The sequence below is a fragment of the Kribbella sp. CA-247076 genome, from assembly GCF_050942445.1.
GTDB lineage: Bacteria > Actinomycetota > Actinomycetes > Propionibacteriales > Kribbellaceae > Kribbella.
In genome coordinates, this window is record NZ_CP192051.1 from 1,016,832 (window position 1) to 1,043,204 (window position 26,373).

Annotated in this window: 31 protein-coding genes; 22 read left to right on the forward strand and 9 right to left on the reverse strand. The window is 69.3% G+C overall.

Translation table 11 applies throughout. The annotated features are described in order from the left end of the window. Positions 1 to 246: 246 nt before the first annotated feature. Positions 247 to 1,194 (reverse strand): mycothiol synthase, encoded by a 948-nt coding sequence (gene mshD / locus ACQPYZ_RS04850; RefSeq protein WP_433165640.1) that lies wholly within the window; start codon positions 1,192 to 1,194, stop codon positions 247 to 249. A 117-nt stretch (positions 1,195 to 1,311) separates the two neighbouring features. On the opposite strand from mshD, the gene ACQPYZ_RS04855 reads away from it, so the two are divergent. Beyond that, on the forward strand, positions 1,312 to 3,099 hold the full coding sequence (locus ACQPYZ_RS04855; protein WP_433165642.1) for a bifunctional metallophosphatase/5'-nucleotidase: 1,788 nt from the start codon (positions 1,312 to 1,314) through the stop codon (positions 3,097 to 3,099). 182 nt (positions 3,100 to 3,281) lie between these two features. Then, on the forward strand, positions 3,282 to 3,590 hold the full coding sequence (locus ACQPYZ_RS04860) for a hypothetical protein (RefSeq protein WP_433165644.1): 309 nt from the start codon (positions 3,282 to 3,284) through the stop codon (positions 3,588 to 3,590). A gap of 257 nt (positions 3,591 to 3,847) precedes the next feature. On the opposite strand, the gene ACQPYZ_RS04865 is transcribed toward ACQPYZ_RS04860, so the two are convergent. Then, positions 3,848 to 4,087 carry a MoaD/ThiS family protein gene (locus tag ACQPYZ_RS04865; RefSeq protein WP_433165646.1) on the reverse strand — a complete coding sequence of 80 codons (240 nt, stop codon included), beginning with the start codon at positions 4,085 to 4,087 and terminating at the stop codon, positions 3,848 to 3,850. A gap of 162 nt (positions 4,088 to 4,249) precedes the next feature. On the opposite strand from ACQPYZ_RS04865, the gene ACQPYZ_RS04870 reads away from it, so the two are divergent. The 8 genes from ACQPYZ_RS04870 (at position 4,250) to ACQPYZ_RS04905 (ending at position 10,441) form a co-directional block, all read left to right on the forward strand. Further along, entirely contained in the window at positions 4,250 to 4,960 is a 711-nt protein-coding gene (locus ACQPYZ_RS04870) for a winged helix-turn-helix domain-containing protein (RefSeq protein ID WP_433165648.1), read from the forward strand. A gap of 51 nt (positions 4,961 to 5,011) precedes the next feature. Next, the gene (arfB, locus tag ACQPYZ_RS04875; protein ID WP_433165650.1) at positions 5,012 to 5,437 is read left to right on the forward strand and encodes an alternative ribosome rescue aminoacyl-tRNA hydrolase ArfB; all 426 of its coding nucleotides are present in this window, start codon (positions 5,012 to 5,014) and stop codon (positions 5,435 to 5,437) included. Positions 5,438 to 5,633: 196 nt separating this feature from the next. Further along, positions 5,634 to 6,092: a TlpA family protein disulfide reductase gene (locus ACQPYZ_RS04880; protein WP_433165652.1), complete on the forward strand. Its 459-nt coding sequence runs from the start codon at positions 5,634 to 5,636 to the stop codon at positions 6,090 to 6,092. A gap of 60 nt (positions 6,093 to 6,152) precedes the next feature. Continuing rightward, positions 6,153 to 7,040, forward strand: a complete 888-nt coding sequence (locus tag ACQPYZ_RS04885; protein ID WP_433165654.1) for an RDD family protein — start codon at positions 6,153 to 6,155, stop codon at positions 7,038 to 7,040. Positions 7,041 to 7,308: 268 nt separating this feature from the next. Continuing rightward, positions 7,309 to 7,749 carry a DUF4395 domain-containing protein gene (locus ACQPYZ_RS04890; RefSeq protein WP_433165656.1) on the forward strand — a complete coding sequence of 147 codons (441 nt, stop codon included), beginning with the start codon at positions 7,309 to 7,311 and terminating at the stop codon, positions 7,747 to 7,749. Between the two features lie 15 nt (positions 7,750 to 7,764). After that, positions 7,765 to 8,613 (forward strand): sulfurtransferase, encoded by an 849-nt coding sequence (locus tag ACQPYZ_RS04895; RefSeq protein WP_433165658.1) that lies wholly within the window; start codon positions 7,765 to 7,767, stop codon positions 8,611 to 8,613. A gap of 3 nt (positions 8,614 to 8,616) precedes the next feature. Continuing rightward, complete coding sequence (locus ACQPYZ_RS04900; protein ID WP_433165660.1) at positions 8,617 to 8,913, forward strand: DUF1416 domain-containing protein; 297 nt, start codon at positions 8,617 to 8,619, stop codon at positions 8,911 to 8,913. A 301-nt stretch (positions 8,914 to 9,214) separates the two neighbouring features. After that, a complete protein-coding gene (locus ACQPYZ_RS04905) occupies positions 9,215 to 10,441 on the forward strand; it encodes a choice-of-anchor P family protein (protein ID WP_433165662.1) in 1,227 nt (408 codons plus the stop codon). Positions 10,442 to 10,550: 109 nt separating this feature from the next. Here ACQPYZ_RS04905 and dtd read toward each other — a convergent pair whose 3' ends face one another. Continuing rightward, a complete protein-coding gene (gene dtd, locus ACQPYZ_RS04910) occupies positions 10,551 to 10,976 on the reverse strand; it encodes a D-aminoacyl-tRNA deacylase (protein WP_433165664.1) in 426 nt (141 codons plus the stop codon). A gap of 92 nt (positions 10,977 to 11,068) precedes the next feature. Here dtd and ACQPYZ_RS04915 point away from each other — a divergent pair, with 92 nt between their 5' ends. From ACQPYZ_RS04915 to ACQPYZ_RS04925, 3 genes are all read left to right on the forward strand, one after another. Further along, positions 11,069 to 11,893: a 3-keto-5-aminohexanoate cleavage protein gene (locus ACQPYZ_RS04915; RefSeq protein ID WP_433165666.1), complete on the forward strand. Its 825-nt coding sequence runs from the start codon at positions 11,069 to 11,071 to the stop codon at positions 11,891 to 11,893. Between the two features lie 165 nt (positions 11,894 to 12,058). After that, positions 12,059 to 12,616, forward strand: a complete 558-nt coding sequence (locus tag ACQPYZ_RS04920; protein ID WP_433165668.1) for a hypothetical protein — start codon at positions 12,059 to 12,061, stop codon at positions 12,614 to 12,616. Further along, a complete protein-coding gene (locus ACQPYZ_RS04925) occupies positions 12,616 to 14,142 on the forward strand; it encodes a hypothetical protein (RefSeq protein WP_433165670.1) in 1,527 nt (508 codons plus the stop codon). Before ACQPYZ_RS04920 ends, ACQPYZ_RS04925 begins: the two co-directional genes overlap by 1 nt. A gap of 205 nt (positions 14,143 to 14,347) precedes the next feature. Here ACQPYZ_RS04925 and ACQPYZ_RS04930 read toward each other — a convergent pair whose 3' ends face one another. Beyond that, a complete protein-coding gene (locus tag ACQPYZ_RS04930) occupies positions 14,348 to 14,710 on the reverse strand; it encodes a DsrE family protein (protein ID WP_433165672.1) in 363 nt (120 codons plus the stop codon). A 167-nt stretch (positions 14,711 to 14,877) separates the two neighbouring features. Here ACQPYZ_RS04930 and ACQPYZ_RS04935 point away from each other — a divergent pair, with 167 nt between their 5' ends. After that, complete coding sequence (locus ACQPYZ_RS04935; protein WP_433165674.1) at positions 14,878 to 15,372, forward strand: FABP family protein; 495 nt, start codon at positions 14,878 to 14,880, stop codon at positions 15,370 to 15,372. On the opposite strand, the gene ACQPYZ_RS04940 is transcribed toward ACQPYZ_RS04935, so the two are convergent. Further along, on the reverse strand, positions 15,369 to 16,049 hold the full coding sequence (locus tag ACQPYZ_RS04940; protein ID WP_433165677.1) for a response regulator: 681 nt from the start codon (positions 16,047 to 16,049) through the stop codon (positions 15,369 to 15,371). The two genes, ACQPYZ_RS04935 and ACQPYZ_RS04940, sit on opposite strands and share 4 nt — an antisense overlap. Then, entirely contained in the window at positions 16,042 to 17,298 is a 1,257-nt protein-coding gene (locus ACQPYZ_RS04945; RefSeq protein WP_433165679.1) for a sensor histidine kinase, read from the reverse strand. Before ACQPYZ_RS04945 ends, ACQPYZ_RS04940 begins: the two co-directional genes overlap by 8 nt. Before the next feature lie 153 nt (positions 17,299 to 17,451). Here ACQPYZ_RS04945 and ACQPYZ_RS04950 point away from each other — a divergent pair, with 153 nt between their 5' ends. After that, entirely contained in the window at positions 17,452 to 18,831 is a 1,380-nt protein-coding gene (locus tag ACQPYZ_RS04950; RefSeq protein ID WP_433165681.1) for a cation:dicarboxylate symporter family transporter, read from the forward strand. A 52-nt stretch (positions 18,832 to 18,883) separates the two neighbouring features. On the opposite strand, the gene ACQPYZ_RS04955 is transcribed toward ACQPYZ_RS04950, so the two are convergent. Next, positions 18,884 to 19,705: an LLM class flavin-dependent oxidoreductase gene (locus ACQPYZ_RS04955; RefSeq protein WP_433165683.1), complete on the reverse strand. Its 822-nt coding sequence runs from the start codon at positions 19,703 to 19,705 to the stop codon at positions 18,884 to 18,886. 111 nt (positions 19,706 to 19,816) lie between these two features. On the opposite strand from ACQPYZ_RS04955, the gene ACQPYZ_RS04960 reads away from it, so the two are divergent. From ACQPYZ_RS04960 to ACQPYZ_RS04980, 5 genes are all read left to right on the forward strand, one after another. Then, positions 19,817 to 20,809, forward strand: a complete 993-nt coding sequence (locus ACQPYZ_RS04960) for a YgfZ/GcvT domain-containing protein (RefSeq protein WP_433165685.1) — start codon at positions 19,817 to 19,819, stop codon at positions 20,807 to 20,809. A 46-nt stretch (positions 20,810 to 20,855) separates the two neighbouring features. Beyond that, positions 20,856 to 21,812, forward strand: a complete 957-nt coding sequence (locus ACQPYZ_RS04965; protein ID WP_433165687.1) for an asparaginase — start codon at positions 20,856 to 20,858, stop codon at positions 21,810 to 21,812. 81 nt (positions 21,813 to 21,893) lie between these two features. Then, positions 21,894 to 22,367: a helix-turn-helix domain-containing protein gene (locus tag ACQPYZ_RS04970; protein ID WP_433165689.1), complete on the forward strand. Its 474-nt coding sequence runs from the start codon at positions 21,894 to 21,896 to the stop codon at positions 22,365 to 22,367. 37 nt (positions 22,368 to 22,404) lie between these two features. Beyond that, complete coding sequence (locus tag ACQPYZ_RS04975; RefSeq protein WP_433165691.1) at positions 22,405 to 22,926, forward strand: hypothetical protein; 522 nt, start codon at positions 22,405 to 22,407, stop codon at positions 22,924 to 22,926. A 101-nt stretch (positions 22,927 to 23,027) separates the two neighbouring features. Then, positions 23,028 to 23,381, forward strand: a complete 354-nt coding sequence (locus ACQPYZ_RS04980; protein ID WP_433165693.1) for a DUF2516 family protein — start codon at positions 23,028 to 23,030, stop codon at positions 23,379 to 23,381. A 7-nt stretch (positions 23,382 to 23,388) separates the two neighbouring features. Here ACQPYZ_RS04980 and ACQPYZ_RS04985 read toward each other — a convergent pair whose 3' ends face one another. Next, positions 23,389 to 24,180 carry a L,D-transpeptidase family protein gene (locus ACQPYZ_RS04985; protein WP_433165695.1) on the reverse strand — a complete coding sequence of 264 codons (792 nt, stop codon included), beginning with the start codon at positions 24,178 to 24,180 and terminating at the stop codon, positions 23,389 to 23,391. Positions 24,181 to 24,323: 143 nt separating this feature from the next. Here ACQPYZ_RS04985 and ACQPYZ_RS04990 point away from each other — a divergent pair, with 143 nt between their 5' ends. Both ACQPYZ_RS04990 and ACQPYZ_RS04995 read left to right on the forward strand, forming a co-directional pair. Beyond that, positions 24,324 to 25,181, forward strand: a complete 858-nt coding sequence (locus ACQPYZ_RS04990; protein WP_433165697.1) for a haloalkane dehalogenase — start codon at positions 24,324 to 24,326, stop codon at positions 25,179 to 25,181. A 14-nt stretch (positions 25,182 to 25,195) separates the two neighbouring features. Continuing rightward, complete coding sequence (locus tag ACQPYZ_RS04995) at positions 25,196 to 25,699, forward strand: macro domain-containing protein (protein ID WP_433165699.1); 504 nt, start codon at positions 25,196 to 25,198, stop codon at positions 25,697 to 25,699. Positions 25,700 to 25,727: 28 nt separating this feature from the next. Here the strand turns inward: ACQPYZ_RS04995 and ACQPYZ_RS05000 are convergent, their stop codons facing one another. Further along, entirely contained in the window at positions 25,728 to 26,291 is a 564-nt protein-coding gene (locus ACQPYZ_RS05000) for a L,D-transpeptidase (protein ID WP_433165701.1), read from the reverse strand. Between the last annotated feature and the right edge of the window lie 82 nt (positions 26,292 to 26,373).

Genomic DNA, 26,373 nt, shown 5'->3' on the forward strand with positions numbered 1-26,373 from the left:
TGTTGGTGCAGGCGGTTAGTGAGAGTGTGGTTAGGCAGGCCAGGAGGAGTGGGAGTGGTGGCCTGTTGCGGTTAGTCACGGGTGTCTGCCCTCCGTAGTCGGGATGATCGTAACGGGGGGTGAGCGCGGTGCTCGATGTCAAAAGGTGCAGTTGTGGATAAGTGCGGGCGGGCCAGGAGCCGTCCGGCTGGGGGGTTAGAGGCGCGGACGGCTCCTGGTTGATGGTGGGACGGGTGGGGGCGGGGTTTATGACGTGATGTGAGCGGACGGATTCGTTGTGATGCCATTCACAGGCGCGAACTGGACGTCGAGGGCCGCGGTGGTGAAGCCGAGGGAGGCGTAGAGGCGGCGGGCGGCGGTGTTGGTGCCGTCGACGTACAGGACGATCTCGTCGAGGCGTCGTACCTCCTGCAGGTGGTGGAGGCCGACCAGGGTGAGGGCCTTGCCCAGGCCGTGGCCCTGGTACGCGGGGGCGACGCCTACGACGTACACCTCGCCGACGCCCTCCTCGACCTTCGTCCAGTGGAAGCCGGCCAGCGCGCCGCTCGCGGAGTCGACCGCCAGGAAGAAGCCGGCCGGGTCGAACCACGGCTGGTGCAGGCGCTCGGCCAGATCGGCGGCAGTCCAGCTGCCCTGCTCCGGGTGGTCCGCGAACGCCTGACTGTTGACCTCCAGCCACGCCGCGTCGTCCTCACCGGGAACGAACGTGCGTACGTCGATCCCGTCAGCCCACACCGGTTCAGGCAGTGCAGCCCTTGTACGCCGGAGGAAGTACAGCTCCCGGGATACCTCGAGGCCAAGGCGTGCTGCGAGCTCATCACTGCCAGGGAGTCGCCCGTGGGCCCATAGACGAAGTCCTGCGCCACCATGGTCGAGCAGCATGCGCAGCAACGCAGTACCAGTGCCCTGTCGTCTGGCTGCGGGGGTGACCACGAGTTCGGCCGAGCCGTCGGGTGACAGGGCGGCGTACCCGATGAGGTTGCGGGCGCTCTGCAGTCCGGTGACCTCGATCGTGCCGGGGTCGCCGTCGTACGCGAGCACGTGGACGTCGCCCGGGTGCTCACCGTCGAGATGGAGCAGCGTGCGTTCGGAGAGTGGGTTGACGCCGTCGCTCTGTGCGGCCGCACGAGCGAGTTCTGTGACGGCGGCGGCGGTGGCCGAGGGCAACGGTGAGGGCACGGCTTCGAGGGTCACCGGAATACCGTAAAAGGTCCGGATGAGTTCATGCTCGAGTCCTTGGAGGGGCCGCGCCGCGTCGGGTAATTTTCGCGGGACCGCGCACCAGCGGTGACCGACTACGACGGAGTAGACATGGCCTTCACACGACGAGACCGGACGTGGCTGCGAGGACGGCGGGTGGCCGCGCTGGTCGCCGCCGGGACAGCCGCGGCGCTCGCTGTGGCCACGGGGGGATCCGTGACCCAGGCGGCGACGACGGCGAAGCCGAAGCCGACGCACACCCAGATCCAGGTGCTCGCGCTCAACGACTTCCACGGCAACCTCGCGCCGAACAGCCCGACCAGCTCGAGCGGCAACGTCAACGGCACGCCCGCGGGTGGCGCGGAGTTCCTCGCCACGCACCTCAAGCAGATGCGCGCGGCCGCCGCGGCCAAGGGCCAGCAGTCGGTCACGGTCGCCTCCGGTGACCTGATCGGCGCCTCGCCGCTGCTGTCGGCGGCGTTCCATGACGAGCCGACGATCGAGGCGCTGAGCGGGATGGGGCTGGAGGTCGCGTCCGTCGGGAACCACGAGTTCGACGAGGGCTGGCACGAGTTGCTCCGGATGCAGACCGGCGGCTGCCTCCCCGACGGCGACGGGGAGAACAACCAGAACTCCTGCCCCGACCCGAAGAAGCCGTTCACCGGCGCCAAGTTCAAGTATCTGTCGGCGAACGTGTTCTTCGAGAACACGCAGAAGACGCTGTTCGCGCCGTACAAGATCAAGACCTTCAAGGACGGCCGCAAGGTCGCCTTCATCGGCATGACGCTGGAGGACACCCCGAACATCGTCACCCAGTCCGGTGTCGAGGGGCTGACCTTCACCGACGAGATCGAGACCGCCAACAAGCTGGTCCCGATCCTGAAGAAGAAGGGCGCGGAGTCGATCGTCGTGCTGCTGCACGAGGGCGGGTTCCCGGTCGATCCGCGGGCGTACAACAGCTGCCCCGGGATCTCCGGCCCGATCGTTGACATCAACGCCGGTCTCGACCCGGAGATCGACGCGATCATCTCCGGCCACACCCACCAGGGCTACAACTGCACCCTGCAGGACAAGGCCGGCGCGCCCCGGCTCGTGACCAGTGCGTCGTCGTTCGGCAAGCTCGTCACCGAGGTGCGGCTGAGCATCGACAACAAGACCGGTGACGTCGACCGGGCGAACACGATCGCCAACAACCAGATCGTCACGCAGGACGTGCCGAAGGACGCCCGGACGAGTGCGCTGATCGCGAAGTACCAGACCCTGGTCGCGCCGATCGCGAACAAGGTCATCGGTCACCTCACCACGTCGTCGGTCTCGCGTACGCCGGACGAGTCGCTCGAGTCCCCGCTGGGCAATCTGATCGCCGACGCACAACTCGCCGACCCGTCGGTGGTGACGGACGGGAAGGCGCCGGTGGCGGCGTTCATGAACCCGGGCGGTATCCGGGCCGACCTGGCGTCGAACGGCGGTGAGGTCACCTTCGGGCAGGCGTTCACCGTGCAGCCGTTCAACAACTTCCTGGTGTCGATGGACATGACCGGGACGCAGATCAAGACCCTGCTGGAGCAGCAGTTCTCCGGCGTGAACGGTCCGGAGGCGCCGAAGTTCAAGGTCCTCCAGGTCGCGGGCATCACCTACACCTGGAACCCGGCCGCGCCCGCGGGCTCGAAGGTGGTCCCGGGGTCGATCAAGATCGCCGGGCAGCCGCTGGTGGACGGGACGACGTACCGCATCGTCACGAACAACTTCCTGTCCGACGGTGGCGACGGCTTCCCGGCGTTCACCACGGGGACGAACAAGTTCTTCGGCGGTCTCGACATCGATGCCTTCGCGAACTACCTCACCGCCCACGACCCCTACACCCCGGTCCCGACGGACCGCATCTCCACCGGCTCCTGACCCGTCGAGTACGCCGGTACGCCGATTGCGGGCGGCGTACCGGCGGACCCGGGCGCGCTCGTGAGGCGGTCGGGCGGGTTCGCGGGGCGGGAGAGGGCGTGGGAGAGGTTGAGGGGGCAGCTTTTTACGATCGGGTTTGTTGCTGGTACCTTGCGTATTCGGTCTTTTACGGAAGGTGACCGATGGCGCACGTTGCTCCGACTTCGCATCGCCGTGCCGCCCGTGCGTCGCATCGCGGGCATCGCAGTGATGACGGGCCGATCCAGCTCACGACCTGGCTGGGGCTCACGTTCGCGATGGTTCTCGGTCTGGTGCTGACTGCGCGGTCGCATGTCGGCGTGCACGCGGCCGGGATCACGTTGCTGGTGATGCTGGTGCCGTTGACAGTGGCTGTGTTCGGGGCGGCGCTGAAGCGGGGGATCGGGTCTGGGAAGGCGGCTCTGATGACTGCAGTCGCACTCACCCTCGTGCTCCTGAAGTTCCTGCTCTGAGCCCCGACCTGCTCTGAGCCCCGACCTGCTCTGAGCCCCGACCTGCTCTGAGCCCCGACCTGCTCTGAGCCCCGACCTGCTCTGAGCCCCGACCTGCTCTGAGCTCCAAGCTGCTCCGAGCCCCAACGTGCTCCGAGTCCGACCTGGTCTGAGCCCTGATTTGCCCCGAGCTCCGACCTGCGCCGAGCTCCGACAACTTGCTTTGGGGCTGGCCGTCGTGCATTGGGCCCGGCTGGGGGAGTGATGCTGGAGGCGGGTCAGCCGCCGGCGAAGGGTGGGAGGGCGTCTACCTGGGCGCCGGCGTGGAGCGGGGTGGAGGGGTCGGCGCGCTGGCCGTCGAGCAGGAAGGTGCAGATGCCGAGGACCCGGGCCAGCTCGGGGCGGTCGGCGGAGACGGTGCCGATCAGGTCGCGGATCGAGGCGGCGTCGGCGGTCGCAGAGGACTCGCCGGCGGCGGCGCGGGCGGCGGCGAAGTACCTGATGGTGACTTCCGGCATCTGGGAGTACGCCTCACTAATCGGTTAAGTCTCAGCTATTATGTCAGCTTGCTGTTGCTATCCAGTGTGTCTCAGGCCCCCGGCAATGACGCCGTCGGGGCCTGACGTGCAGAAGGACCGGATCGCTCTCGGGGGATCCACCGACCAGCACAAGGAGACAGCGTGAGTACGTTGCTTCTGCTGACGAACGCGCTGCAGGCGTCCACCGAGGTGCTGCCCTCGCTCGCCCTGCTGCCGCACCAGATCCGGATCCTTCCCGCCGAGGTCGCCGCGCTGGTCGACGCCCCAGACGCGGACGCTGTCCTGCTCGACGCCCGCCGCGACCTGGTGGCGGTCCGGGGTGTCTCCCGCCTGATCCGGACCACCGGGGTCGACGTACCGCTGATCCTGGTCGTGACCGAGGGCGGCCTGACCGCGGTGAACGCCGACTGGGGCGCGGACGACGTACTGCTGGACACGGCCGGCCCGGCCGAGATCGAGGCGCGGCTGCGGCTGGTGATCGGCCGGCTCGCAGCGGCTCGCAACGACGAGCCCGACAGTTCGCTGATCCGCACCGGTGACGTGGTGATCGACGAGGCGTCGTACACCGCGAAGCTCAACGGGCGGGCGCTCGACCTGACGTACAAGGAGTTCGAGCTGTTCAAGTTCCTCGCGCAGCATCCGGGGCGGGTGTTCACCCGGGAGCAGTTGCTGCAGGAGGTGTGGGGGTACGACTACTTCGGTGGGACGCGGACGGTGGACGTGCACGTACGGCGGCTGCGCGCGAAGCTCGGCCCGGAGCACGAATCCCTGATCGGCACCGTGCGGAACGTCGGCTACCGGTTCGTGATCCCGCCCACCAACACTCGCGAAACCGCCGACGCCAAAGCCTGAGCCCGCCGCGGGCACAGGCCTCCTAGGCCGGAGGTCCGGTTGAATGGGGTTGTGGACAGCGGGCTGGTGGTGCGCGCCGGGGTGGTGATCCCGGAGACGGAGTTGGCCTGGCGCTTCTCGCGGTCCAGCGGTCCGGGCGGTCAGTCGGTCAACACCACCGACAGCCGGGTGGAGCTGAGCTTCGACGTCCGCGGTACGACGGCGCTGTCCGACGTACTGCGGGCTCGCGCGCTCGAGCGGCTGCGGTCGCGGCTGGTGGACGGCGTACTGACGGTCGCGGCGTCGGAGCACAAGTCGCAGTGGCGGAACCGGGAGGCGGCGCGGACCCGGCTCGCGGCGCTGCTGCGGGACGCGATCGCGGCCCCGCCTCGGCAGCGGCGGCCGACCAAGCCGAGCAAGAGCTCGGTCCGCCGGCGGCTGGACGACAAGAAGCGCCGCGGCGAGACCAAGCGGCTGCGAGGGCGCCCGTCGGACTGACGCGCGGACGCCCCTCGGAGCGGGTGATGCGCGGGCGCGCCTTCAAGCGAGGATGCGCGGGCGCGCCTTCAAGCGAGGATGCGCGGGCGCGCCCCTCAGAGTGATGCGCGGACCCCGTCGGAGTGGTGCGCGGGCGTGCGTCCGAGTGGTGAACGACCGTTTGGGGGCCTAGGTCTGCGACGTACGCTGGGTTGTCATGAGCCTGGGGATGTGGGTGCTGGTCGGTGCGGTCGCCGTCGGCGTCATTCTCAGTCTGCTCAAGTCCAAGCTCGACGGCCGCTTCCGGGGTACCCGGCAGGTCAGAAGGACAGAGGCGCACGACGTGGACAGCGTGGACCGGGTCTCCGCGGCGGACATCGGCAGCGAGCTCGGTGAGCGGGCGACGCTGCTGCAGTTCTCGTCGGCGTTCTGCGCGCCCTGCCGCGCGACCCGACGGACACTGGCCGAGGTCGAGGGCATGGTCGATGGCGTGCGGCACGTCGAACTCGACGCCGAGAAGCATCTCGAGCTGGTCCGGCGGCTGGACATCCTGCGTACGCCGACCACCTTGGTCCTCGACAGCGCCGGCGCGATCGTGAAGCGGGCCAGCGGCGCGCCGCGCAAGCCCGACGTGATCGCCGCACTGGCGACCGCGATCGAGCACGCGCCCCGCTGAGCCCGTCCGGTACCTGCCACCGAATGGCGAATGGACCGCCGCGTAGGTGATGCTTTGGCGGTGAGCTATCCAGCCGGTTGGTACGACGACCCCCAGGACCAGTCCCAGCAGCGGTACTGGGACGGCAACGCGTGGACCGACGACCGGCGTCCGCGCCAGAGTCCGCCGCCGTACCAGGGCCAGTTCGGTCAGCCCGCGGGGCAGCAGCAGTTCGGCCAACCGGTCCAGCACGGCCAGGTGTACGGCGGCGGCCAGCCCGGGCCGGCGCAGTACGGGCAACCGAAACCCCAGCAATACGGCCAACCGGGCCCACAACAGCAGCACGGCCAGCAGCAGCAAGGCCAGCAGTACGGCGGTCAGCAGCCGTACCCCCAGCAGGGCGGCTACGGCTACCCCGGTCAGAAGGTGCACACCACTCCGGACGGCCAGCAACTGTCCGGCTGGTGGCGGCGGGTGTTCGCCCGCATCATCGACTCGATCATCGTCGGCATCATCGGCCTGCCGCTGACCGGCTACTTCTACTACCAGTACTTCCTGGTGATCTGGGAGTACCTGGAAGAGACCATGGACGCCGCGGCCGCCGGGACGCCGACGACCACGACCGCGCTCCCGCCCGAGGCGTACCAGTGGATGATCCCGGCCGTGCTGATCGGCATGGCCGTGTCGTTCGTGTACGAGTACCTGTTCCTGACCAAGAAGGGCGCCACCCCCGGGAAGATGGCGCTGGGGATCGCAGTCCGGTTGCGCGACGTCCCCGGCCTTCCGCCGGGGCAGGCCGTGGCCAAGCGGTACGGCTTCGAGATCCTGCTCAGCGTGCTCGGGGCGATCCCGCTGGTCGGGACGCTGTTCGGCTTCCTCGCGCTGATCAACTACCTGTGGCCGCTGTGGGACGACAAGAAGCAGGCCCTGCACGACAAGATCGCGGCGACCAACGTGGTCCGCGTTTGACCGCGATGTGAACAGTTGTCTCACGAAATGGGACCACGGCTGGTGGGCCCGCCCGCTTTCCGTACTCTCGATGCCGTGGCTTACACGACATGGCTGACCAAGCGCCGGGCGGTGGACAACTGCCGGGTGCGCTCGTCGCTGTGTCGTCGCCGCTGACCAGGCGGCGTCCCGAGCGCTGCGGAACCGGTCGCTGAGCACGGTTCCGCGTACGTCGTCTCCCGCGTACCCGGGCGGGTCCGGCTCGATCCATCTCCCTCGGGGAGTCGTCATGTCCGACACGACAGCCACAGTCGATCCGCGCGGACTCCGGTTCGCGGCGGGCATCACCACCGTGCTGCTCGCGCTGACGCTGATCCTGAACAGTGCCTGGCCGCTCGCGGTCCAGGCCGTGGTGTTCGCGATCTCGGTCGCGTTCGGCGTCCACGCGTCGCCGTACGGGCAACTGTTCAAGCGGCTGGTCCGCCCGCAGCTGGGCCCGCCGCGCGAGCTGGAGGACGCGGCGCCGCCGCGGTTCGCCCAGCTGGTCGGCCTCGTCTTCGCGGCCGCCGGTCTGATCGGGTACCTGACCGGCGTCACCGTGCTCGGCGTGGTCGCCACCGGATTCGCCCTGGTCGCCGCTTTCGTGAACGCGGCCGTCGGGCTCTGCCTCGGGTGCGAGGCCTATCTGCTGATCCACCGCATTCGTACGCCGTCAACCGCTACCAACTGAGAAGAGGCAGCACACATGAGCAGGGAATCCGCGCTCGTCTCGGCCGACTGGGTCGAGGAGCACAAGAACGACGCCGGGGTCGTCCTGATCGAGGTCGACGAAGACGTCTCGGCGTACGACGCCGGCCACATCGCCGGCGCGATCAAGCTGGACTGGAAGGACGACCTGCAGGACCCGGTACGGCGTGACTTCGTGAACCAGCAGCAGTTCGAGGCGCTGCTGTCCGAGCGTGGCGTGAAGAACGAGGACACGGTCGTCCTGTACGGCGGCAACAACAACTGGTTCGCGGCGTACGCGTACTGGTACTTCAAGCTGTACGGCCACGGCGACGTCCGGCTGCTCGACGGCGGCCGCAAGCGCTGGGAGCTGGACAGCCGCGAGCTGACCGACGAGGTCGTGAAGCGCGACGCCACCGAGTACAAGGCCAAGGAGCCGGACCTCACCATCCGCGCGTTCCGCGACGAGGTCAACGAGGCCATCGGCGTGAAGAACCTGGTCGACGTCCGCAGCCCCGACGAGTACGCCGGCCGGCTGCTCGCCCCGGCCCACCTGCCGCAGGAGCAGGCGCAGCGCGCGGGTCACATCCCGACCGCCGCGAACATCCCCTGGAGCAAGGCCGCCAACGACGACGGCACCTTCCGGTCCGACGACGAGCTGAAGTCGCTGTACGCCGACGCCGGCGTCGACTTCGGCAAGGACACCATCGCCTACTGCCGCATCGGTGAGCGGTCGGCGCACACCTGGTTCGTGCTGCACGAGATCCTCGGTCAGGCGAACGTGAAGAACTACGACGGTTCCTGGACCGAGTGGGGTTCGCTGGTCGGCGTACCCGTTGCCCTCGGCGACGAACCCGGAAAGGCCTGACACATGTGCGGAGCGAAGAAGGGCGGCCTCGACCTCAAGGGTGTCGACGTCGACAAGGAAGCCGTGATCCAGGGGCAGGTGCTGCGCGGCGAGGAGCCTGTCGGCGGCGCGTACGTGCGGCTGCTGGACGCCTCGGGTGAGTTCACCGCCGAGGTACCGACGTCCGCGACCGGGCACTTCCGGTTCTTCGCGGCGCCGGGCAGCTGGACACTGCGGACGCTGGCGCCGAAGGCGGCGCCGGTCGACCGCCAGGTCGTCGCCCAGTACGGCGAGGTCGCCGAGGTGGCCGTTACCGTCTGACTTGTCGCTCGTTACAGATGGTGCCGCCGCCCACCCGCGGCGGCCCACCCTGATGCGGTCCCCGAAGGGCCCGGACCTTGCGCGTCCGGGCCCTTCGGCTTGCCCGGAAACCGTCCTGTGTGCAGGGATTCGGGCATCACCGCCGGGTTACGGGTGCGGTCGGAAAATCTCGCCCGCCGAGCGGACAGGTAACGGTTTGGTCTCGGAGAGGAACCTTCTCGTTACCTACCGCAACCGACTGAGTTGTGTCTGTGTCCTGGCCCGCCATCCGGGTCACGTCATCACTCAGGGAGGAGGGGTCATGAGACCCCGCATCGGATACAAGAAGCTCGCTGCCGTCGGTGTTGCCGCGGTTGTCGGCGTGGCTTCTACGATCGCGCTGACCTCGGGTTCGGCGTCCGCGTCGCCCGTCTTCGGCTACAGCGGCTACGCGTTCGGCACCGACGTCCAGTCGGGTCTGGCGAACAGCGGCCCGCAGGTGGTCAGCCAGATCAGCTGCACCACGGACTCGAACCGGTCCGACAAGAACGACCTCGCCGCCGCGAACGTCAACAACCACGCGATCGCCCGCACCGTGCGGACGGACACGCACTCGTTCAACAACAAGTTTGGGAACGGCGTCACCAGCAACGCGACCGCGGTCGACATCAAGCTCGGCAGCCTGCTGCACCTGACGGGTGTGAAGACCACCACCACGGCGGTGTACAAGAACGGCAAGCTGTCCTACACCGGCAGCACCACCTTCGCCGGCGTGAAGATCGGTTCCGTCTCGGTGCCGTCGCTGCTCAAGCCCGAGCCGAACACCAAGGTCGCCGTACCGGGCCTTGGCTACATCGTGCTGAACCGCGTCGGTGGCGTGAAGACCAACACCGGCATCTACTCGTACGCGCAGGCCGTCGTGCTGCACGCCACGGTGAAGAACAAGTACATCCCGCAGGGTGTCGACGTCGCGGTGCTGAAGACACGCTCGGAGATCACCAAGCCGGCCACCGCGATGGTGATCGGTGACGCCTACGGCACCAAGGCGCACGCGGACAAGCTGGTCGTCTCCGGTCCGACCTCCTACCAGGCCACCTGCCAGGGCACGGAAGGCAAGACGATCCGGAACGCGATCGGCGAGCTGAACATCCCGAAGGTCGCTTACGTGGGTGCGGTCTACACCACGAAGAACGGCTACATGAGCATGGACAAGTCGGCCGTGAAGTTCACCTCGCACGTCGCGGGTGTGAAGGTCGGCAACCTGTCGATCGGCGCCATCGAGTCCTCCGCCGCGGCGTGGAAGACCAAGGACGGCAAGGTCGGCCTGGACCACAGCTCGAGCATCGCCTCGATCCGCGTCGGCAACAAGGTGTACCCGGTCAAGACCGGCCCGAACGCCACGCTGGACATCCCGGGCATCGCCAAGCTGACCTTCAACCAGGTCGTGAAGCAGCAGCGGTACATCTCGGTCAACGCCCTGGTGATCGACGTCTACAGCCTGAACACCAAGGTCATCGTCGGCCACTCGGCCGCCGGCGTCATCGGCTGATCCAGCCCGACGCACCCTTCTGAGTCGAACCTCACCGATTCAGAACAGCACGACACCGGCCCCGGCTGGATCCCAGTGATCCGGCCGGGGCCGTTCTTCGTACCGACTCTCAGGCGTCGAGGATCAGGGTGACCGGGCCGTCGTTGACCAGGGCAACGTTCATGTGGGTGCCGAAGCGGCCGCGTTCCACCTTGGCGCCGAGGGACTCGAGGGCTGCGCAGAAGGCGTCGTACAGGGGTTCCGAGACGGGGGCCGGGGCTGCGGCGCTCCAGGACGGGCGGCGGCCTTTGCGGGTGTCGGCGTACAGGGTGAACTGGCTGATGGCGAGGATCGGCGCCTGCTCGTCGGCGCAGGAACGCTCGTCGCGGAGGATGCGCAGCGTCCAGATCTTCGCGGCGAGCGCCTTCGCCTGCTCCTCGGTGTCGTCGTGGGTGACGCCGAGCAGCACCAGCAGCCCGGGCTCGTCGATCGCACCGACCACCTCGCCCTCGACGGTGACCGATGCCTGACTGACACGCTGTACGACGGCTCTCATGCCTCCATCCTGCCGTGCGGGAGATCGTCCGGTCATCAGGGCATCGAACCGGCGAATGTCCTGTCCGGTCGGCGATCTGGCAGGATCTGTTCATGGCCTCGACTCTGATCACCGTTGCTCCCACCGGCGCCGAGACCGCCAAGGCGGACTGCCCGGCGCTGCCGACGACGCTCGACGAACTGGTCGAGACCGCGAAGCGGTGCGAGGCGGCCGGGGCCGCGATGATCCACATTCACATCCGCGACGGCGAGCACCGGCCGACACTCGATCTCGGCCGGCTGACCGAGACCGTCGCCGCCGTACGGGAGAACACCGCCCTGATCGTGCAGTTGTCGACCGGCGGCGCGGTGACCGATCCGTTCGACCATCGCCTGCGGGTGCTGGACGCCGCGCCGGACTCGTGCTCGCTGACGATGGGCACGGTCAACTTCGGTGATGACGTGTTCATGAACCCGTGGCCGTTCGTCACCGAGCTCTATCGGCTCACGCAGGAGCGGGAGGTCGTGCCGGAGTTCGAGCTGTTCGACCTCGGGCACGTGGCCGCGTTGCACCGGTTGCTGGACAAGTTCGGTCTGCCGTACGGCGGGCGCGTGCACTGCGATCTGGTGATGGGCGTCCCGGGCGGCATGCCTGGCACGACGGACGCATTGGTCGCCGCGGTCAACGCGCTGCCGGCCGCGGTGACGTCCTGGTCTGCCACCGGAGTCGGGCGTACGACGCTGCCGGTCGCACTGGCCGCGTTGTCGAAGGGCGGACACCTGCGGGTCGGGATGGAGGACACGTTGACGCTGGCGAAGGGACAGCCGGTCACGCACAACGCCGAGCTGGTCGAGCGTGCCGCGACCCTCGCGACCTTGGCGCAGCGCCCGCCGATGTCGCCGGACGAGGCCCGTGGGCTGCTGAACGTCAAGCGGTGAGGTGCAGAACGACAGGAGGTGTCGGTCGGATCGGCCGCTCCTAGCCCGCTCGTCCCGCTCGGGCCGTTCGCGCGAGCCGGATACCTCCTGTCGTTCTGTCCGTCGGTCCGGGGGTGGTGGCACCGGCTGGGCTTAGGCTTGGCGGGCTGAGAGAGGAGTCGACGGGTGAAGACGCAGCTGCGGTCGTCCGACGATGACGAACGCGCCATGGCCGACCTCGCCGAGGTCTCCGACTGGAGATCGATCTGGGGACCACCGGGGACCGGGCTGGACGCGATCCGCGCGCTGGTCTCCCGCGTCACCGCGGCCACCGGCTGGCGTCCGTGGGCTCCCGGCAACATCGACCCCAACCGCTACACATGGGGCCTGGTCACTCCGCGCGAGACCGTGATGCTCGTGCTGCCGGACGCCGTACTGCCGGAGAGTCCGCGCAGCGGGTGGTCGGCGTACGAGATCGGTCCGGGGGAGCAGACCGAGGCCGAGGAAGGGCTGGACGAGTACTGGCCCAACCAGTTGCTGTTGGCCCGCAAGCACTGGGGCGCGCCGGTGTACGTCGGTCCCGGTGACGATCCCCGGGTCCCGCCCGAGTGGCGGGGACGCCGGCGTCACCTGGCGGTCTGGCTGAAGCCGGGCGCCGAGTTTCACCTGTACGCGACACAGCCCGGGCCGGAGGACGCGCAGGCCGGCTTCGGGTACTCCGTCTATGCGAGCGAGGTGGCGTGATGGCCGAAGCGGAAGACATCTTCGAGCAGACGCTGTCGGGGCTGCGGACCCAGCTGCGGCACCTGCGGCGGCTGCGGAACGCTCTCAGCCGCCGGCAGGAGGCGCGTTCGCTACTGGAGGCCATGCGGAACGCGCGGACGCACAACGCGGATCTCGACCGGGCGATCAACAACGACCCGGACCGGGCGTCGCAGTGGGGCGAGATCGAGCGGCAGATCCAGCAGTTGCGGGAGCAGAACGACCGGCTGCAGGAGCAGAACGCGCAGCGCCAGGCGGAGATCGACCGCCAGCAGGCCGATCTCGACCAGGCGCGGGCGGACAGCCTCGATCCCGATCGCGACGGGGTGCCCAACGACGTCGAGGAGCGCCGGGAGGCGGCGGACGACGCGCGGCAGCGGGAGGAGCAGGCCGAGGACCGTGAGCAGGCCGTCGACCAGGACGGCGACGGGGTGGACGATCAGGTCGAGGACCGCCAGGAGGAGCAGGCCGAGCGGGATCGTGAGGCCGAGGCGCGGCGGGAGCAGGAACGCCAGCGCGAGCGCGACGAGCAGGAGCGCGGGCCTGATCCCACGGTGCCGGTCGCGGCGGCCGCAGGTACGGCGGCCGCCGTCGACGAACTGAACGACGAACGTGACGACCGCGCCGACGAGCTGAACAGTCGGGAAGCCGAACAGGACGTCGAGCTGGGCGACGACGGCGTCAGCCGCCCGACCGCCGACCAGGAGCTCAACGGACCAGACGCCGACCAGGACCGCACACAGGAGGCGAACGGGCCCGACGCTGACCAGGTCCGTGCGCAGGAAGTGAACGAGCCGGGGGCCGACCAGGTTCGTGCGCAGGAAGTAGATGGGCTGGACGCCGACCAGGTCCGCGCGCCGGAAGCGGATGGGCCGGACGCGGACCAGGTTCGGCAGGCTGAGGTGGATGGGGCGGAGCCTGATCAGGTTCGCCAACCGGAGCTGGACGGGCGGGACGCTCAGGAGTTGGGGGGGCCGGGAGCCGAGCAGGCTCGTCAGGCGGAGCTGGATGGGCAGGATGCTCAGCAGGTGGGTGGGCCGGAGGGCGAGCAACAGGTTGAGCTTGGTGACGATGGGGTGATTCGGCCGGCGGGGGAGCGGGCGGCGCAGGCTGAGGTGAACGAGCCGACGCGTGGGCAGTACGTGGATGCTGATGGTGCTACTCCGCCGGTGATCGGGGAGGATCAGCAGGCGCAGGGACCGGCGGTCGATCAGTCTGGCGAGCAGCGGGTGCAGCCCGTCGAGCGGGTGCTTGATGAGCAGCGGGCTGAGCACGCGCAGAGCTCGGACGGTCGGCAGCAAGGTGATCGACCGAACGGGATGACGCCGGACGAGATCGGGCGGAATCAGCACGTCGCCAACTCCGGGACCTCGCCGGCCACCGGCGCGGCCGTTCCACCGCGCGAGGAGGCGCTCACCGGCGGCCGCGGCGGTCAGACGCCCGCTCAGCAGCACCAGGTGAACGTCAACCGCGGCGGCCGCACCGACGGCCCCGGCCTAGGCGAGTAACCAAACCACACCCCCACCATCCCCACCACACCGTTCCGCCACGCACTGCGCACCACACCGTCCCCGGTGCGAACGCCCCACCACACCATCCCGAAAACGCCATCTCCACCACACCAACCCCACCACACGTCCCCGGCGTACCGTCCCACTGCACGTCTCCGGGCGTGCCGTCACCGACTCGCCGTCGCCGGTGGGCGGAGTGGGGTTAGTAGACGATGGCTTGGGTGTTTTGGGTGAGGATTTCTTCGGTGAAGGCTGGGGCGCCGGCGATTCGTGTGCCGGGGACTAGATCGGCCTCGGTCAGGTCGCGGCGTTTGGCGCACTGGGTGCAGACGGTCAGCTGACCGCCTTCGACCACGGCCGCGAGCAGGTCCGCGAGCGGCGCCGCGTGGGGGAGGTCGAACTTCTCGGCCCGCCCGGGTACGGCGAACCAGACGGCCTCGCCGGTGAGCCAGAGCGACACCGTGGCTCCGGCGGCGACGGCGGTCGCGGCCACGGTGAACGCCTGGTTGGCGCGTTCGGGCTCGTCGGCACCTGCGGTCAGCTTGATCACCAGCGTGCGGGACATCACGCCACGGTAGCCGAAGGTCCGCCGCGACCATCCTCTAGACTGGCCGACGTGCTGCACGTCATCTTCACCACGCTGCTGGTCCTGGTCTGTGTGTTCATGGGCTGGTTCTCGGCATTCGTCGTCTACCGGCTGTACCGCGGCCGCAGCACCAACTGAGACCTGAGATGGCGTTCGAGATCCCGCAGGACCTCCACCCCGACCTGATGCCGCTGGCCTGGCTGCTCGGTCGCTGGGAGGGCCGCGGTCACGGGGACTACCCGACGATCGAGAAGTTCGAGTTCGGTCAGCAGATCGACTTCAGCCACAACGGCAAGCCCTACATGCATTACGTGAGCCAGACGTACGTCGTCGGCGAGGACGGCACGAAGGAACGCCCGCTCGCGGTCGAGACCGGGTTCTGGCGGCCGAAGCCGGACAACAAGGTCGAGCTGGTGCTCGCGCACCCGACCGGTGTCGCGGAGATCTGGTACGGCGAGATCGACGGCGCGAAGATCGAGCTGCGGACCGATGTGGTCGCCCGCACCGAGACGGCCAAGGAGGTCAGCGCCGGCCACCGGCTGTACGGCCTGGTCAAGGGCGAGCTGCTCTGGGCCTACGACATGGCCGCCGAGGGCCAGCCCCTCCAGCCCCACCTCTGGGCGACCCTCGTCCGGGCCTAACTCTCGGCCACCCAGGAGTACTCGACCTTCGGCCGGCCGCTGCGGCCGTCGTACCGCTGGGTGCGCAACGCCTGGCCCTGGTCGGCGAGGTGTTCGAGGTAGCGGCGGGCTGTGATCCGTGAGGTGCCGAGGGACGCGGCCACCTCCTCGGCGGTCCAGCCCTCGCGGTTCCCGAGGAGCTGGACGACCCGGTCCAGCACCGATCCGGCCAGCCCTTTCGGCACCGACGACGACACGGTTGCCGGATGCAACAACCGGTCGACCTCGTCCTGGTCCGCGACCACCTGACCGGAGGCGGCCGCCTTGCGTTGCCGCGCGTACGCCGTCAGTCGGTCGCGCAAAGTCTCGTACGCAAAGGGTTTCAGCACGTACTGCACCACGCCGATCCGCGCCGCCGCCTGCACCGCGGCCACCTCCCGGGCCGACGTCACCGCGACCACGTCGGTCTGGTTGCCCAAGGCACGCATCCGGCGGACGACGTCCAGTCCGTGCCCGTCCGGGAGATGCATGTCCAGCAGCACCAGGTCGACCTCGCCGCGAGCGAGCACCTGGAGCGCCCGGGCCGCCGTCCCCGCGACGCCGAGACACGTGAAGCCGGGCAGCCGGTCGACGTACGTGCGATGAGCCTCCGCGGCGACCGGGTCGTCCTCGACGACGAGGACCCGCAGGTCAGGCACTGGCGTCCACCGCCCGCGGCAGCCGGACCCGCACGGTCAGCGCCGGTACGTCGTCCAGCTCGGAATCCGGATCCACCATCACCGTCCCCTGCCAGCGCTCGACCGTACTGCGTACCAGCACGAGCCCGAGACCGTGTCCCGGCTCGGCCTTGGTCGTCCAGCCTCGGTCGAACATGTGCGCCAGTTCTACCGCACCCAGCTCGGCGCCGGTATTGGTCACGGCGAGGTCGATCGCGTCCGGCGTCGTACTCGCCCGCAGCTCGACCCGGCGGGGAGCGGATCCGCCGCGTGCGGCTTCGATCGCGTTGTCGAGCAGGTTGCCCACCACCGTGACCACGTCCTGCGCGGGCAGCCGGGTGTTGAGGGCCTCCTGCCCGAGCTCCAGCGTCAGCACGACGCCGCGTTCCTGGGCCTGGGACAGTTTGGCGAGCAGGAGCGACGCGAGCACCGGGTCGCCGACCGTGCCGACGACGCGGTCCGTCATCGCCTGCGCGAACTGCAGCTCCGAGACCGCGAACTCCCGCGCCTTCTCCGGTTTGCCGATCTCGATCAGGCTGACCACGGTGTGCAGGCGGTTCGAGGCCTCGTGGTTCTGCGCCTGCAGCGAGTCGGCCAGGCTGCGGACCGCATCCAGCTCCCCGAGGAGCCGCTGCAACTGGGTATGGTCCCGCAGCGTGACGATCCGCCCGGACCGCGCCGGTTGCTGGTTGACGACCACGACCCCGTCGGCGCCGAGGTGAAGCTCGTCGTACGCCGTCCGGCCGGCGATCATCAGTTCGGACAACGTGCTGCCCAGGTGGAGCTCGGAGATCGGGGTGCCCGGCGCGACCGCGTCCAGACCGAGGAGGTGACGAGCCTCGTCGTTGACCAACTGCACCTGGCCGTCCGCGTCGAGCAGGATCAGGCCTTCGCGGGCGGCGCGCAGGACTCCCTCGTAGAAGTCGAGCATGCGGGCCAGCGCCTGGGTGCCGATGCCGCGGGTCGCTCGGCGGACCCGCCAGGAGACCAGCGCGTTGCCCGCGATCGCGACCCCGAGCATCAGGCTCGCGACGCCGAGCATCGAACGCACGTCCAGCCTGATCAGCTCCCACCAGCCGGGCGGCGCGATCCCGGCGGCCGCGGCGTCCCGGACCGCCTGCGCCCGGGAGCGGGCGACCATAGTGATCCAGACCATCGCGATCAACACCGCGGCCGTGACGGTCTGCAGCCAGAGCACCTGGCGGCGCAGCTCCCACGGCCGATCTCTCATGTCGACAGTGTGCATAGGATGCGCGACATTTGTGCATTCCAGCGGGCCACTGGTCCGCTGCGACGAACGATATGAACGAAATGCCGGGTTTGCCTGTGCGTCACGTCACAGTTACTCAGGTACCGCCCGCCCGGCCGCTACAGGAGTGTCCCTATGTCGAGCCCGACCGAATCCCGACCGACCCCGGTCCGCAACGATCGGACCCACTTCCTCTACATCGCCGTCATCGTCGCCGTGCTGCTCGGCATCGGCGTCGGCTTCCTCTTCCCGAACTTCGCCGTCGAGCTGAAGCCGCTCGGCACCGGGTTCGTCAACCTGATCAAGATGATGATCAGCCCGGTCATCTTCTGCACGCTGGTGCTCGGCATCGGCTCGGTCCGGCAGGCCGCCAGCGTCGGCAAGGTCGGCGGTCTCGCACTCGTCTACTTCCTGGTGATGTCGACGGCCGCGCTCGCGATCGGCCTGCTGGTCGGCAACCTGGTGCAGCCCGGCTCCGGCCTGAACCTGACCGACACGCTCCGCGAGGCCGGCCAGAAGCAGGCCGCCGGCGCGCACGAGAGTACGTCGGACTTCATCCTCGGCATCATCCCGCAGACGATCGTGTCCGCGCTGACCGAGGGCGAGGTCCTGCAGACCGTGCTGGTCGCCCTACTGGTCGGCTTCGCGCTGCAGGCGATGGGCAACACCGGACAGCCGATCCTGAACGGTATCGGCCACCTGCAGCGGCTGGTGTTCAAGATCCTGTCGATGATCATGTGGGTCGCCCCGATCGGCGCGTTCGGCGCGATCGCGGCCGTCGTCGGCGCCACCGGGACGGACGCGCTGGTCAGCCTCGGCAAGATCATGCTGGCCTTCTACCTCACCTGCCTGCTCTTCGTGGTCGTTGTCCTGGGCACCGTTCTGCGGGTGGTCGCCGGCATCTCGGTGTTCCAGTTGCTGCGCTACCTGGGCCGCGAGTTCCTGCTGATCGTGTCCACGTCGTCCTCGGAGACCGCGCTGCCGCGGCTGATCGGGAAGATGGAGCACCTCGGCGTCGGCAAGCAGGTCGTCGGCATCACCGTCCCGACCGGCTACTCGTTCAACCTGGACGGCACGGCGATCTACCTGACCATGGCGTCGCTGTTCATCGCCGAGGCGATGGACCAGCCGTTCTCGCTGGGGCAGCAGATCTCCCTGCTGGCGTTCATGATCATCGCCTCGAAGGGCGCCGCCGGTGTCACCGGTGCCGGCCTGGCCACGCTGGCTGGCGGTCTGCAGTCCCACCGGCCGGACCTGGTCGACGGGGTCGGTCTGATCGTCGGTATCGACCGGTTCATGTCCGAGGCCCGGGCACTGACGAACTTCGCCGGCAACGCGGTCGCGACCGTTGTCGTCGGCCACTGGGTCGGGGCCTTCGACAAGGACCAGGCCCGGCAGGTCTTCGCCGGCGAGGATCCGTTCGACGAGGCCGCGTTCGCCGCCGGTGACACCCACGCCGGCGACGTACCGCAGGCATCCGAGCGGCCCGCCGACCTCGAGCCCTCCAACCGCTAGACATCCCTCCTCACTGCCCGTCAGCTCTACATGCTGGCGGGCAGTGTCGTCTCTAACTCCCGGTCAGCTTCTCGACCACGGGAGCCAGGTCGTCGAGGTACAGCGAGTTGACGGTGATGTACGACGTACCGAACTCGTCCCGGCGGCGCTCGAGCTCGTCGACCATCTGCTGCGGCGTCCCGCGCAGCATCATCAGCGAGTCGCTCGCCTCCAGCTCCTCGGGCGCGGCGCCCGCGGCCTGCCGCGTCCACGGCGGCAGCTCGCGGGTCCCGGCCGCGAACAGGTTCATCGCCAGCTCGATCTCGTCCGCGCGCGGTCCGGCCAGGTCGCGCAGGTCGCGGACCAGGCGCAGGATCTCGGCCCGTGGCGTCATCGCGCCCTTGGCGATCGACACGATGTCGGCCCGGGCCGCCGCCAGCGCGAGTGCCCGGGGTCCGCCGGCCGCCAGCATGATCGGCGTACGCCGGTCGCCGTCGAGCTGCTCCAGGAGGTCGAGGGTCTCGCGGACCTGGTCACGGCGTTCCTTGCCGGAGCCGAACCGCAGTCCGAGCTCGGCCGCCTCTTGGTCGATGCCCGGGCGGCCGGTGCCGATGCCGAAGTCGAACCGGCCGTCGGTCAGCACGGTCAGCGTGTGCGCGTCCCACGCGGCCTGGCGAGGCGTCCGCAGCGGTGCCGCCGCGACGAACGTGGCGACCCGGACATCCGCCAGGGCCGCGGCCATCGCGAGGGCCGCGAACGGCGAGGGCAGTTGCAGGCCGTCCGGTATCAGCACGCTCGAGTAGCCGAGGTCGGCCGCCCGCCGTACGGTCGTGGTCCACTCCTCCGCGGTCGCCGGGCTGCCCACCACGCCGAACCGGAATCGCCTGTCGCCCATCGTCGTGCTCCTCTCGAAAAGTCGGTACGTCCAGGCTGTCCGTGAGCCGGTGTTGTCCACATCCCACGGTGGGAGGCGATCGCCGTACGCCGCTCGACGTACTCTGGTGACATGTCACTGAAGCGCAGCCCCCTGCTGGACCGGCCCGCCGCGGTCGAGGCTGACGGACTCGACGCCGGGGTCGCGGCGCACTACGGCTCCGACCTCCGGGAGCAGCGGATGCTGGCGGCCGGGGACGGCTTCGTCGACCTGTCGCACCGCGAGGTCGTCACGATCACCGGCCCGGACCGCCTGACCTGGCTGCACGCGCTCACCACGCAGTACTTCGAAGGCTTGAAGCCGGGGACGTCGACCACGGCGCTGCTGCTGTCGCCGACCGGCCACATCGAGCACGTGATGTACGGCGTCGACGACGGCGAGACGTTCTGGCTGCACACGGAGCCTGGCGCGGCCGCCGCGCTGATCGAGTGGCTGCGGAAGATGGTGTTCATGTCGCGTGTCGAGATCACCGACGTGACCGACGACTACGCGATCGTGTGGCGTCCCGGGCCCGCCGGCGGTGAGTTCCTGACCCGCAGCGGCGAAGACTCGCTCGGCGGTCACGAAGTCTTCCTGCCACGGTCCGAGCTGGCCGGGCTGGAAGGTCCTGCGGCCGGGATCTGGGCGTACGAGGCGCTCCGGATCGAGGCGGGCGCGCCACGGTTCGGCCTGGACACCGACGAGCGCGCGATCCCGAACGAGGTCGGCTGGCTGGGCGTCGGCGTACACCTGGACAAGGGCTGCTACCGCGGTCAGGAGACGGTCGCCCGGGTGCACAACCTCGGCCGTCCGCCCCGGCGGCTCGTCCGGCTCCATCTGGACGGCTCGGTCGACCACCTGCCGGCGCACGGGTACGCCGTACGCGCAGGTGAGAAGCAGGTCGGGTTCGTCGGGTCGGCGGCCCGGCACCACGAGTACGGCCCGATCGCGCTGGCGCTGGTGAAACGGAACGTGGATCCGGCCGCCGTGCTCGAGGTCGTCGCCGAGGACCAGCCCACGGTGACCGCGACCCAAGAGGTCCTGGTCGATCCCGAGGTGGGGTTGCACGTGCGCTCGCGGCTGTGAGCCGCATCATTCGCAACCCCACGTTTTGCACCTGTACAGTGCAGCCGTGAGTGAACCTGTGATCCTGGCCGACGTCGTCCGCAACGGCTTCGTCGAGAGCCGCCACCGCGGGTCCGTCGTGGTGACGGACGCCGACGGCGCGGTCGCGTGGTCCGTCGGCGTGGTGGACGAGCCGATGTTCCCGCGCTCGTCGAACAAGCCGATGCAGGCGCTCGGCATGCTCCGGCACGGCCTCCCGCTCGACGGCCGGCTGCTCGCGCTCGCGGGTGCGTCGCACTCCGGCGAGCCGTTCCACGTGGACGGCGTCCGGGAGATCCTCGCGCTGGCGAAGCTGGACGAGTCGGCGTTGCAGACCCCGCCGGCGTACCCGATCGAGGACGCCACCCGGGACGCCTGGGTGCGGGCGGGGCACGGCCCGGAGCGGATCACCATGAACTGCTCGGGCAAGCACGCGGCGATGCTGCTCACCTGTGTGGTCAACGGCTGGTCGATCGAGGACTACCGCTCGCCCGACCACCCGCTGCAGCAGGTCATCCGGACCGCGGTCGAGGACACGGCCGGCGAGAAGGTCTCGTACGTCGCCGTGGACGGCTGCGGCGCCCCGATCCTCGCGATCAGCCTGGCCGGGCTGGCCCGCTCGTTCGGCCTGTTCGCGGCGGCCGCGCCGGGCACACTCGAGGCCAGGGTGAAGGACGCGTTCCGGGCCTTCCCGGAGTACGCCAGCGGGAGTACCCGCGACGAGGCCGCGCTGATGCGGGCGGTCCCGGGCCTGTTCTGCAAGGTCGGCGCCGAGAGCGTGTACGCCGTCGGTCTCGAGGACGGCCGGGGGATCGCGCTCAAGGTCGAGGACGGTACACCGCGGGCGCGGGCCGTGGTGATGGCCGCCGTACTGCGCATGCTCGGCGTGGAGCACGAGGTCGTCGAGCAGCAGACCCGCTTCCCGCTGTACGGCGGCGGCGTCGAGGTCGGCGCGGTCGTGCCGCACGCTCCGACGTACACCTAACTTCACCTCGTCACTCGGCCGTGAGCGGGCTCACGGCCTGCCTGCTTGCAATTGCAAGCAGCCTGCTAGCACACTGGGGACATGGCCAGGTTGAGTGATCGTGCGGCTGGGGCGGTGGGCTCCCTCGGGGAGTACCTCGCCGAGCAGCGGCGGCACGCGCAGTTGTCGCTGCGGCAGCTGTCCGACCTGGCCGGCGTGTCGAACCCGTACCTCAGCCAGATCGAGCGCGGCCTGCGGAAACCGTCGGCCGACGTGCTGCAGCAGCTCGCGAAGGCGCTGCGGATCTCCGCGGAGACCCTGTACGTACGGGCCGGCATCCTCGATCCGGACGACAGCACCGACGGTGCCCGCGGCGCGACCGGCGTGGTCGACGCCGTCCTGCTCGACCCCGCGCTGAACGAGCGGCAGAAGCGGGTGCTGCTGGACGTCTACGCGTCCTTCGTCCGTGAGAACACGCCCGCCGACGACGAGGCCGCCGGGAAGCCGGAGCCTGCCAGGCCGGCTGCCGCGAAGAGACCGGCGGCCCAGAAGACCCCTGCAAGCAAGCGCAAGTAACGCACATCCTGCTGAAGACATCCCGAGGAGAAGCCTGATGGCTACCCGTACGCCCGTTACCCCGCTCTACGCCCTCGCCGGTGCCGGCGACCTGGTGGTGGAGAAGTTCCGCGCGGTCAGCGACGACGTCACCGCCCGGTTCGCCAAGCTGGACCAGAAGACCGTCCAGGCCGAGCTGACCAAGGCGCAGTCGGAGCTGACGAAGCGCTTCGAGGCGATCGTCGCCGACGCCCGGACCGCCCCGGCCAAGCTGCGGGAGCTGCCGGCCACCGCGCAGGCCGGCTTCACCACCGTGCTCGGCCAGGCCGAGGAGACCTACGAGGACCTGGCCGGCCGCGGCAAGGAGCTGGTCGAGCGCGTCCGCAGCCAGAAGGCCACCGAGGACCTGGTCACCCAGGCCAAGACCACGGTGAGCAAGGCCAAGGCCACCCGGACCACCGCGAAGAAGACCGCCGACACCGCGTCCCGCAACGTCAAGGCGACCGCGACCAGCGCCCGGAAGACCGCGAAGACGGCCTCCAAGGCCGCAACCGACGCCGCCGGCAAGGTCGGCGACTGACAGTAACGACACCCGACATCTGGGTGAATCCTCCGGCCGGGCGGCCCACAATCTGCACTGAGCAGAGGTGGGCCGCCCGGTCTTTGGGTACGCTCGTACGCATGCTCCCACTCGCCACGTTCCCGAACCTCTTTCCCGGGTTCGCCGGTCCGCTCGAGATCATCTGGTGGGTGCTGCTCGGGATCAAGCTGGTCGCGCTGCTCGACGCGGCGTTCCGGCCGCGGGCGGTGTTCGTCGCCGCGGACAAGTTGACCAAGCCTGGCTGGGTGCTGATCCTGGTCGTGTTCACGCTGAGTCAGATCTTCCAGGGCTGGCTGAGCTTCTTCGGCCTGATCGGCATCGTCGCCGCCGGTGTGTACCTGGTCGACGCCCGTCCCGCCCTGCGTGCGGCCGCCGGCCGGGGCCGCGGCGGCTGGGGCGCGATCCGCCGCCGGCGGGGGCCGCGCCCGCTGTAGTCGGGGACTACGAGCGGTAGACGATCACCTTGTCGCCAACGGTGATCTGGTCGAACAGGACCTTGATCTTGCCCAGGTCGCGGACGTTCACGCAGCCGTGCGAGCCGCCGTTGTAGCCGCGGGCGGCGAAGTCCGACGAGTAGTGCACGGCCTGGCCGCCGGAGAAGAACATCGCGAACGGCATCGGTGAGTCGTACAGCTTGGAGACGTGGTTCCGGCTCTTCCAGCCGACCGAGAAGCTGCCCTCGCGGGTCGCCGTCTTCTCGGCGCCGAAGCGCACGTCCAGCTGCATCTTCACCACGCCGTCGACGACGTACCGCAGCTTGCGGGTGGTCTTGTCGATGCAGAGCACGACCCCGGTCGCGCAGCGTGGGTCGAGCCGCTTGCCGTTCACCATCGGTGGCGGCGGGTAGAGCTCGGTCTGGGTCGGCTCGCGGGTCACCGCGACCAGCTTGTCCCAGGTGTTCTGGTCGACGTACCCGAGCTGGGGAATGCCCTTGGACTGCTGGAACTTCTTCACCGCGTTCCGGGTCATCGTGCCGAACTCGTTGTCCTGGTAGCGCTTCTCGAGCAGCTTGAGCTGGACCAGCCGGGCCTCGACCTTGCGCACGTTGGTGCCGGCGGAGCCGTTCTTCCACAGCGCCTTCGGGTAGATCGGCAGCTCGCCGCTGACCTGGAACGGCACGGTCTTCAGGTCGGCGGGGGCGGCGGTCGCCTGGGTTCCGAAACTGAGCAGTGCCGCAATCCCGGCGCCGACGGTCAGGCCGCTCACCAGCTTGCGAATGATCAGTCCGCGCATCGGACACCCCTCTGGATAGACCTCGTCCCTGCAGTGGTGGGACGTCCTCACCGGCCTTTTGGTTGGCGCCCCAGCGTACCTGCGTCGAGAGCGAGCTGTGATCTGCCGTGAGCAAGTCGTGATCCGCCGGACATACTGAACCCGTGACGACAGCCACCCACGAGGCGATCGACGTCCACGGAGTCCGGATCGCCTATCGCCAGGCGGGCGCGGGGACGCCGGTCGTCTTCCTCCACGGCAACCCGACCTCGTCGTACCTGTGGCGCGACGTCCTCGGCCCGGTCTCCACGATCGCTCACTGCGTCGCTCCGGATCTGGTCGGCATGGGCCGGTCCGGGCCCGAGCCAGCTGGGAACTACCGCTTCGTCGACCACCGGCGGTACGTCGACGGGTTCCTCGAGGCGCTCGGGTTGACGCAGGGTGTGATCCTGGTCGGCCACGACTGGGGTGGCGTTCTCGCGACCGACTGGGCTCGCCGGCACCCGGACGCGGTCCGCGGGATCGCCTATCTGGAGACGCTCGTGGCTCCCGTCACCTGGGACAGCCCGAACGCCCCGGCCCCGGAGCTCTTCCGCAGGCTGCGCAGCGCGGAAGGCGAGCAGCTGGTGCTGGAGCAGAACGTCTTCGTCGAGACGGTGCTCCCGAGGGGGATCAAGCGCGAACTCACGCCCGACGAGCACGCCGCCTACCGCGCGCCATTCCTCCGGTCGGGTGAGTCCCGCCGGCCCATGCTGACCTGGGCGCGGGAGATTCCGATCGACGGGACGCCCGCCGACGTCCACGACATCGTCGCGGCCAACGCGGCCTGGATGGCGGTCACGCCGATCCCGAAGCTGTTCGTGAACGGCGAACCCGGGGCACTGCTCACCGGCCCGCTGCGCGACCTGTGCCGACGGTGGCCGAACCAGCGGGAAGTCACGGTCGGCGGTCTGCACTTCCTGCCCGAGGACTCGCCGGCCGAGCTCGCGAAGGCGTTGCTCGACTGGATTCCGACCTGCTGACCTGGAGATCGTTCATGGAGATCGTGCTGAGTACGGCGGACATCACCACCGTCCCCGTGGATGCGGTCGTCAACGCCGCCCACCACGCACTGCGCGGAGGTGGTGGGGTGGACGGTGCGATCCACCGGGCCGGCGGGCCGGAGATCCTGTCCGAGTTGGTCGAGCGTTATCCCGACGGTGCCGCGACCGGCGAGGCCGCGTGGACGACCGCGGGCGCGCTGCCGGCGTCGTACGTGATCCATGTGGTCGGGCCGAACTACACCGCCGGGCAGCGGGATCCGGCGCTGCTGGAGTCCTGCTACCGCAACGCGTTGCGGATCGCGGACGAGTTGGACGTGCTGACGCTGGCACTGCCGGCGGTGTCGGCCGGGATCTACGGCTGGCCGGCGCAGTCCGCGGCGGACATCGCCGTACGGACGCTCCGCGGGACGGCGACGGGCGTACGGACCGCCACCTTCTGTCTGGTGGAACCGCGGCTGTACAAGGCGTTCCAGAACGCGACAGCGGCCGGAGAGTGAGTGCTCTCCGACCGCTGTGACGGGTTTGTCAGGCGCTGTAGACGACGACCTTGTCGCCGATCTTCACCCGGGCGAAGATCCAGGCGATCTTCTTCTTGTCCCGGATGTTCGCGCAGCCGTGCGAGGAGCCGTTGTAGCCGCGGGCCTTGAAGTCCGACGAGTAGTGGATCGCCTGGCCGCCGCTGAAGAACATCGCGTACGGCATCGGCGACTTGTACAGCGACGACACGTGGTTCTTCGACTTGCGGTAGACCTTGAACACGCCGTTGCGGGTCGGGGTCTTGCGGCCGCCGAACCGTGCGTCGGTGATCTGGATCGGCTTGCCGTTCACCAGGTACACCAGTTTGCGGGTGCGCTTGTTCAGGCACAGCACCCGGCCCCTCGTCATACAGCGCTTGTCGATCCGCAGCTTGCCCGGAACGACCGCCGCCGAACCCGTGGCCGCGGTCGCCGCCTGCGGTGCGACCACGACCTGAGGCGCAACCTTCGGCGCGACCGGGGCCGCCTCGGCCGTCGTGGTGGCGGTCAGTGCGCCCACCCCCACGAACGCGGCCGCCGTGACGGTGGCGCCGAGCTTACGCAGAATGCCCATGTTTCCTTTGTCCTTCCCCCAACAGAAGTCTTCCTTGCACACCACAGACGCCGCCCACCCGCGCCCGGTTGGTAACGATCCG

What these genes read in the sequence shown, in the direction of transcription:
- ACQPYZ_RS04880 (WP_433165652.1), top strand. Translation starts at nt 5,634, where the DNA reads ATGAGCCTGGGGATGTGGGTGCTGGTCGGTGCGGTCGCCGTCGGCGTC.
- ACQPYZ_RS04860 (WP_433165644.1), top strand. Translation starts at nt 3,282, where the DNA reads ATGGCGCACGTTGCTCCGACTTCGCATCGCCGTGCCGCCCGTGCGTCG.
- ACQPYZ_RS04970 (WP_433165689.1), top strand. Translation starts at nt 21,894, where the DNA reads ATGGCCAGGTTGAGTGATCGTGCGGCTGGGGCGGTGGGCTCCCTCGGG.
- ACQPYZ_RS04900 (WP_433165660.1), top strand. Translation starts at nt 8,617, where the DNA reads ATGTGCGGAGCGAAGAAGGGCGGCCTCGACCTCAAGGGTGTCGACGTC.
- ACQPYZ_RS04855 (WP_433165642.1), top strand. Translation starts at nt 1,312, where the DNA reads ATGGCCTTCACACGACGAGACCGGACGTGGCTGCGAGGACGGCGGGTG.
- ACQPYZ_RS04935 (WP_433165674.1), top strand. Translation starts at nt 14,878, where the DNA reads ATGGCGTTCGAGATCCCGCAGGACCTCCACCCCGACCTGATGCCGCTG.
- ACQPYZ_RS04985 (WP_433165695.1), bottom strand. Translation starts at nt 24,180, where the DNA reads ATGCGCGGACTGATCATTCGCAAGCTGGTGAGCGGCCTGACCGTCGGC.
- ACQPYZ_RS04915 (WP_433165666.1), top strand. Translation starts at nt 11,069, where the DNA reads ATGGCCTCGACTCTGATCACCGTTGCTCCCACCGGCGCCGAGACCGCC.
- ACQPYZ_RS04980 (WP_433165693.1), top strand. Translation starts at nt 23,028, where the DNA reads ATGCTCCCACTCGCCACGTTCCCGAACCTCTTTCCCGGGTTCGCCGGT.
- ACQPYZ_RS04950 (WP_433165681.1), top strand. Translation starts at nt 17,452, where the DNA reads ATGTCGAGCCCGACCGAATCCCGACCGACCCCGGTCCGCAACGATCGG.
- ACQPYZ_RS04945 (WP_433165679.1), bottom strand. Translation starts at nt 17,298, where the DNA reads ATGAGAGATCGGCCGTGGGAGCTGCGCCGCCAGGTGCTCTGGCTGCAG.
- ACQPYZ_RS05000 (WP_433165701.1), bottom strand. Translation starts at nt 26,291, where the DNA reads ATGGGCATTCTGCGTAAGCTCGGCGCCACCGTCACGGCGGCCGCGTTC.
- ACQPYZ_RS04890 (WP_433165656.1), top strand. Translation starts at nt 7,309, where the DNA reads ATGTCCGACACGACAGCCACAGTCGATCCGCGCGGACTCCGGTTCGCG.
- ACQPYZ_RS04925 (WP_433165670.1), top strand. Translation starts at nt 12,616, where the DNA reads ATGGCCGAAGCGGAAGACATCTTCGAGCAGACGCTGTCGGGGCTGCGG.
- ACQPYZ_RS04930 (WP_433165672.1), bottom strand. Translation starts at nt 14,710, where the DNA reads ATGTCCCGCACGCTGGTGATCAAGCTGACCGCAGGTGCCGACGAGCCC.
- ACQPYZ_RS04995 (WP_433165699.1), top strand. Translation starts at nt 25,196, where the DNA reads ATGGAGATCGTGCTGAGTACGGCGGACATCACCACCGTCCCCGTGGAT.
- ACQPYZ_RS04955 (WP_433165683.1), bottom strand. Translation starts at nt 19,705, where the DNA reads ATGGGCGACAGGCGATTCCGGTTCGGCGTGGTGGGCAGCCCGGCGACC.
- ACQPYZ_RS04895 (WP_433165658.1), top strand. Translation starts at nt 7,765, where the DNA reads ATGAGCAGGGAATCCGCGCTCGTCTCGGCCGACTGGGTCGAGGAGCAC.
- ACQPYZ_RS04905 (WP_433165662.1), top strand. Translation starts at nt 9,215, where the DNA reads ATGAGACCCCGCATCGGATACAAGAAGCTCGCTGCCGTCGGTGTTGCC.
- ACQPYZ_RS04865 (WP_433165646.1), bottom strand. Translation starts at nt 4,087, where the DNA reads ATGCCGGAAGTCACCATCAGGTACTTCGCCGCCGCCCGCGCCGCCGCC.
- ACQPYZ_RS04975 (WP_433165691.1), top strand. Translation starts at nt 22,405, where the DNA reads ATGGCTACCCGTACGCCCGTTACCCCGCTCTACGCCCTCGCCGGTGCC.
- ACQPYZ_RS04960 (WP_433165685.1), top strand. Translation starts at nt 19,817, where the DNA reads ATGTCACTGAAGCGCAGCCCCCTGCTGGACCGGCCCGCCGCGGTCGAG.
- dtd (WP_433165664.1), bottom strand. Translation starts at nt 10,976, where the DNA reads ATGAGAGCCGTCGTACAGCGTGTCAGTCAGGCATCGGTCACCGTCGAG.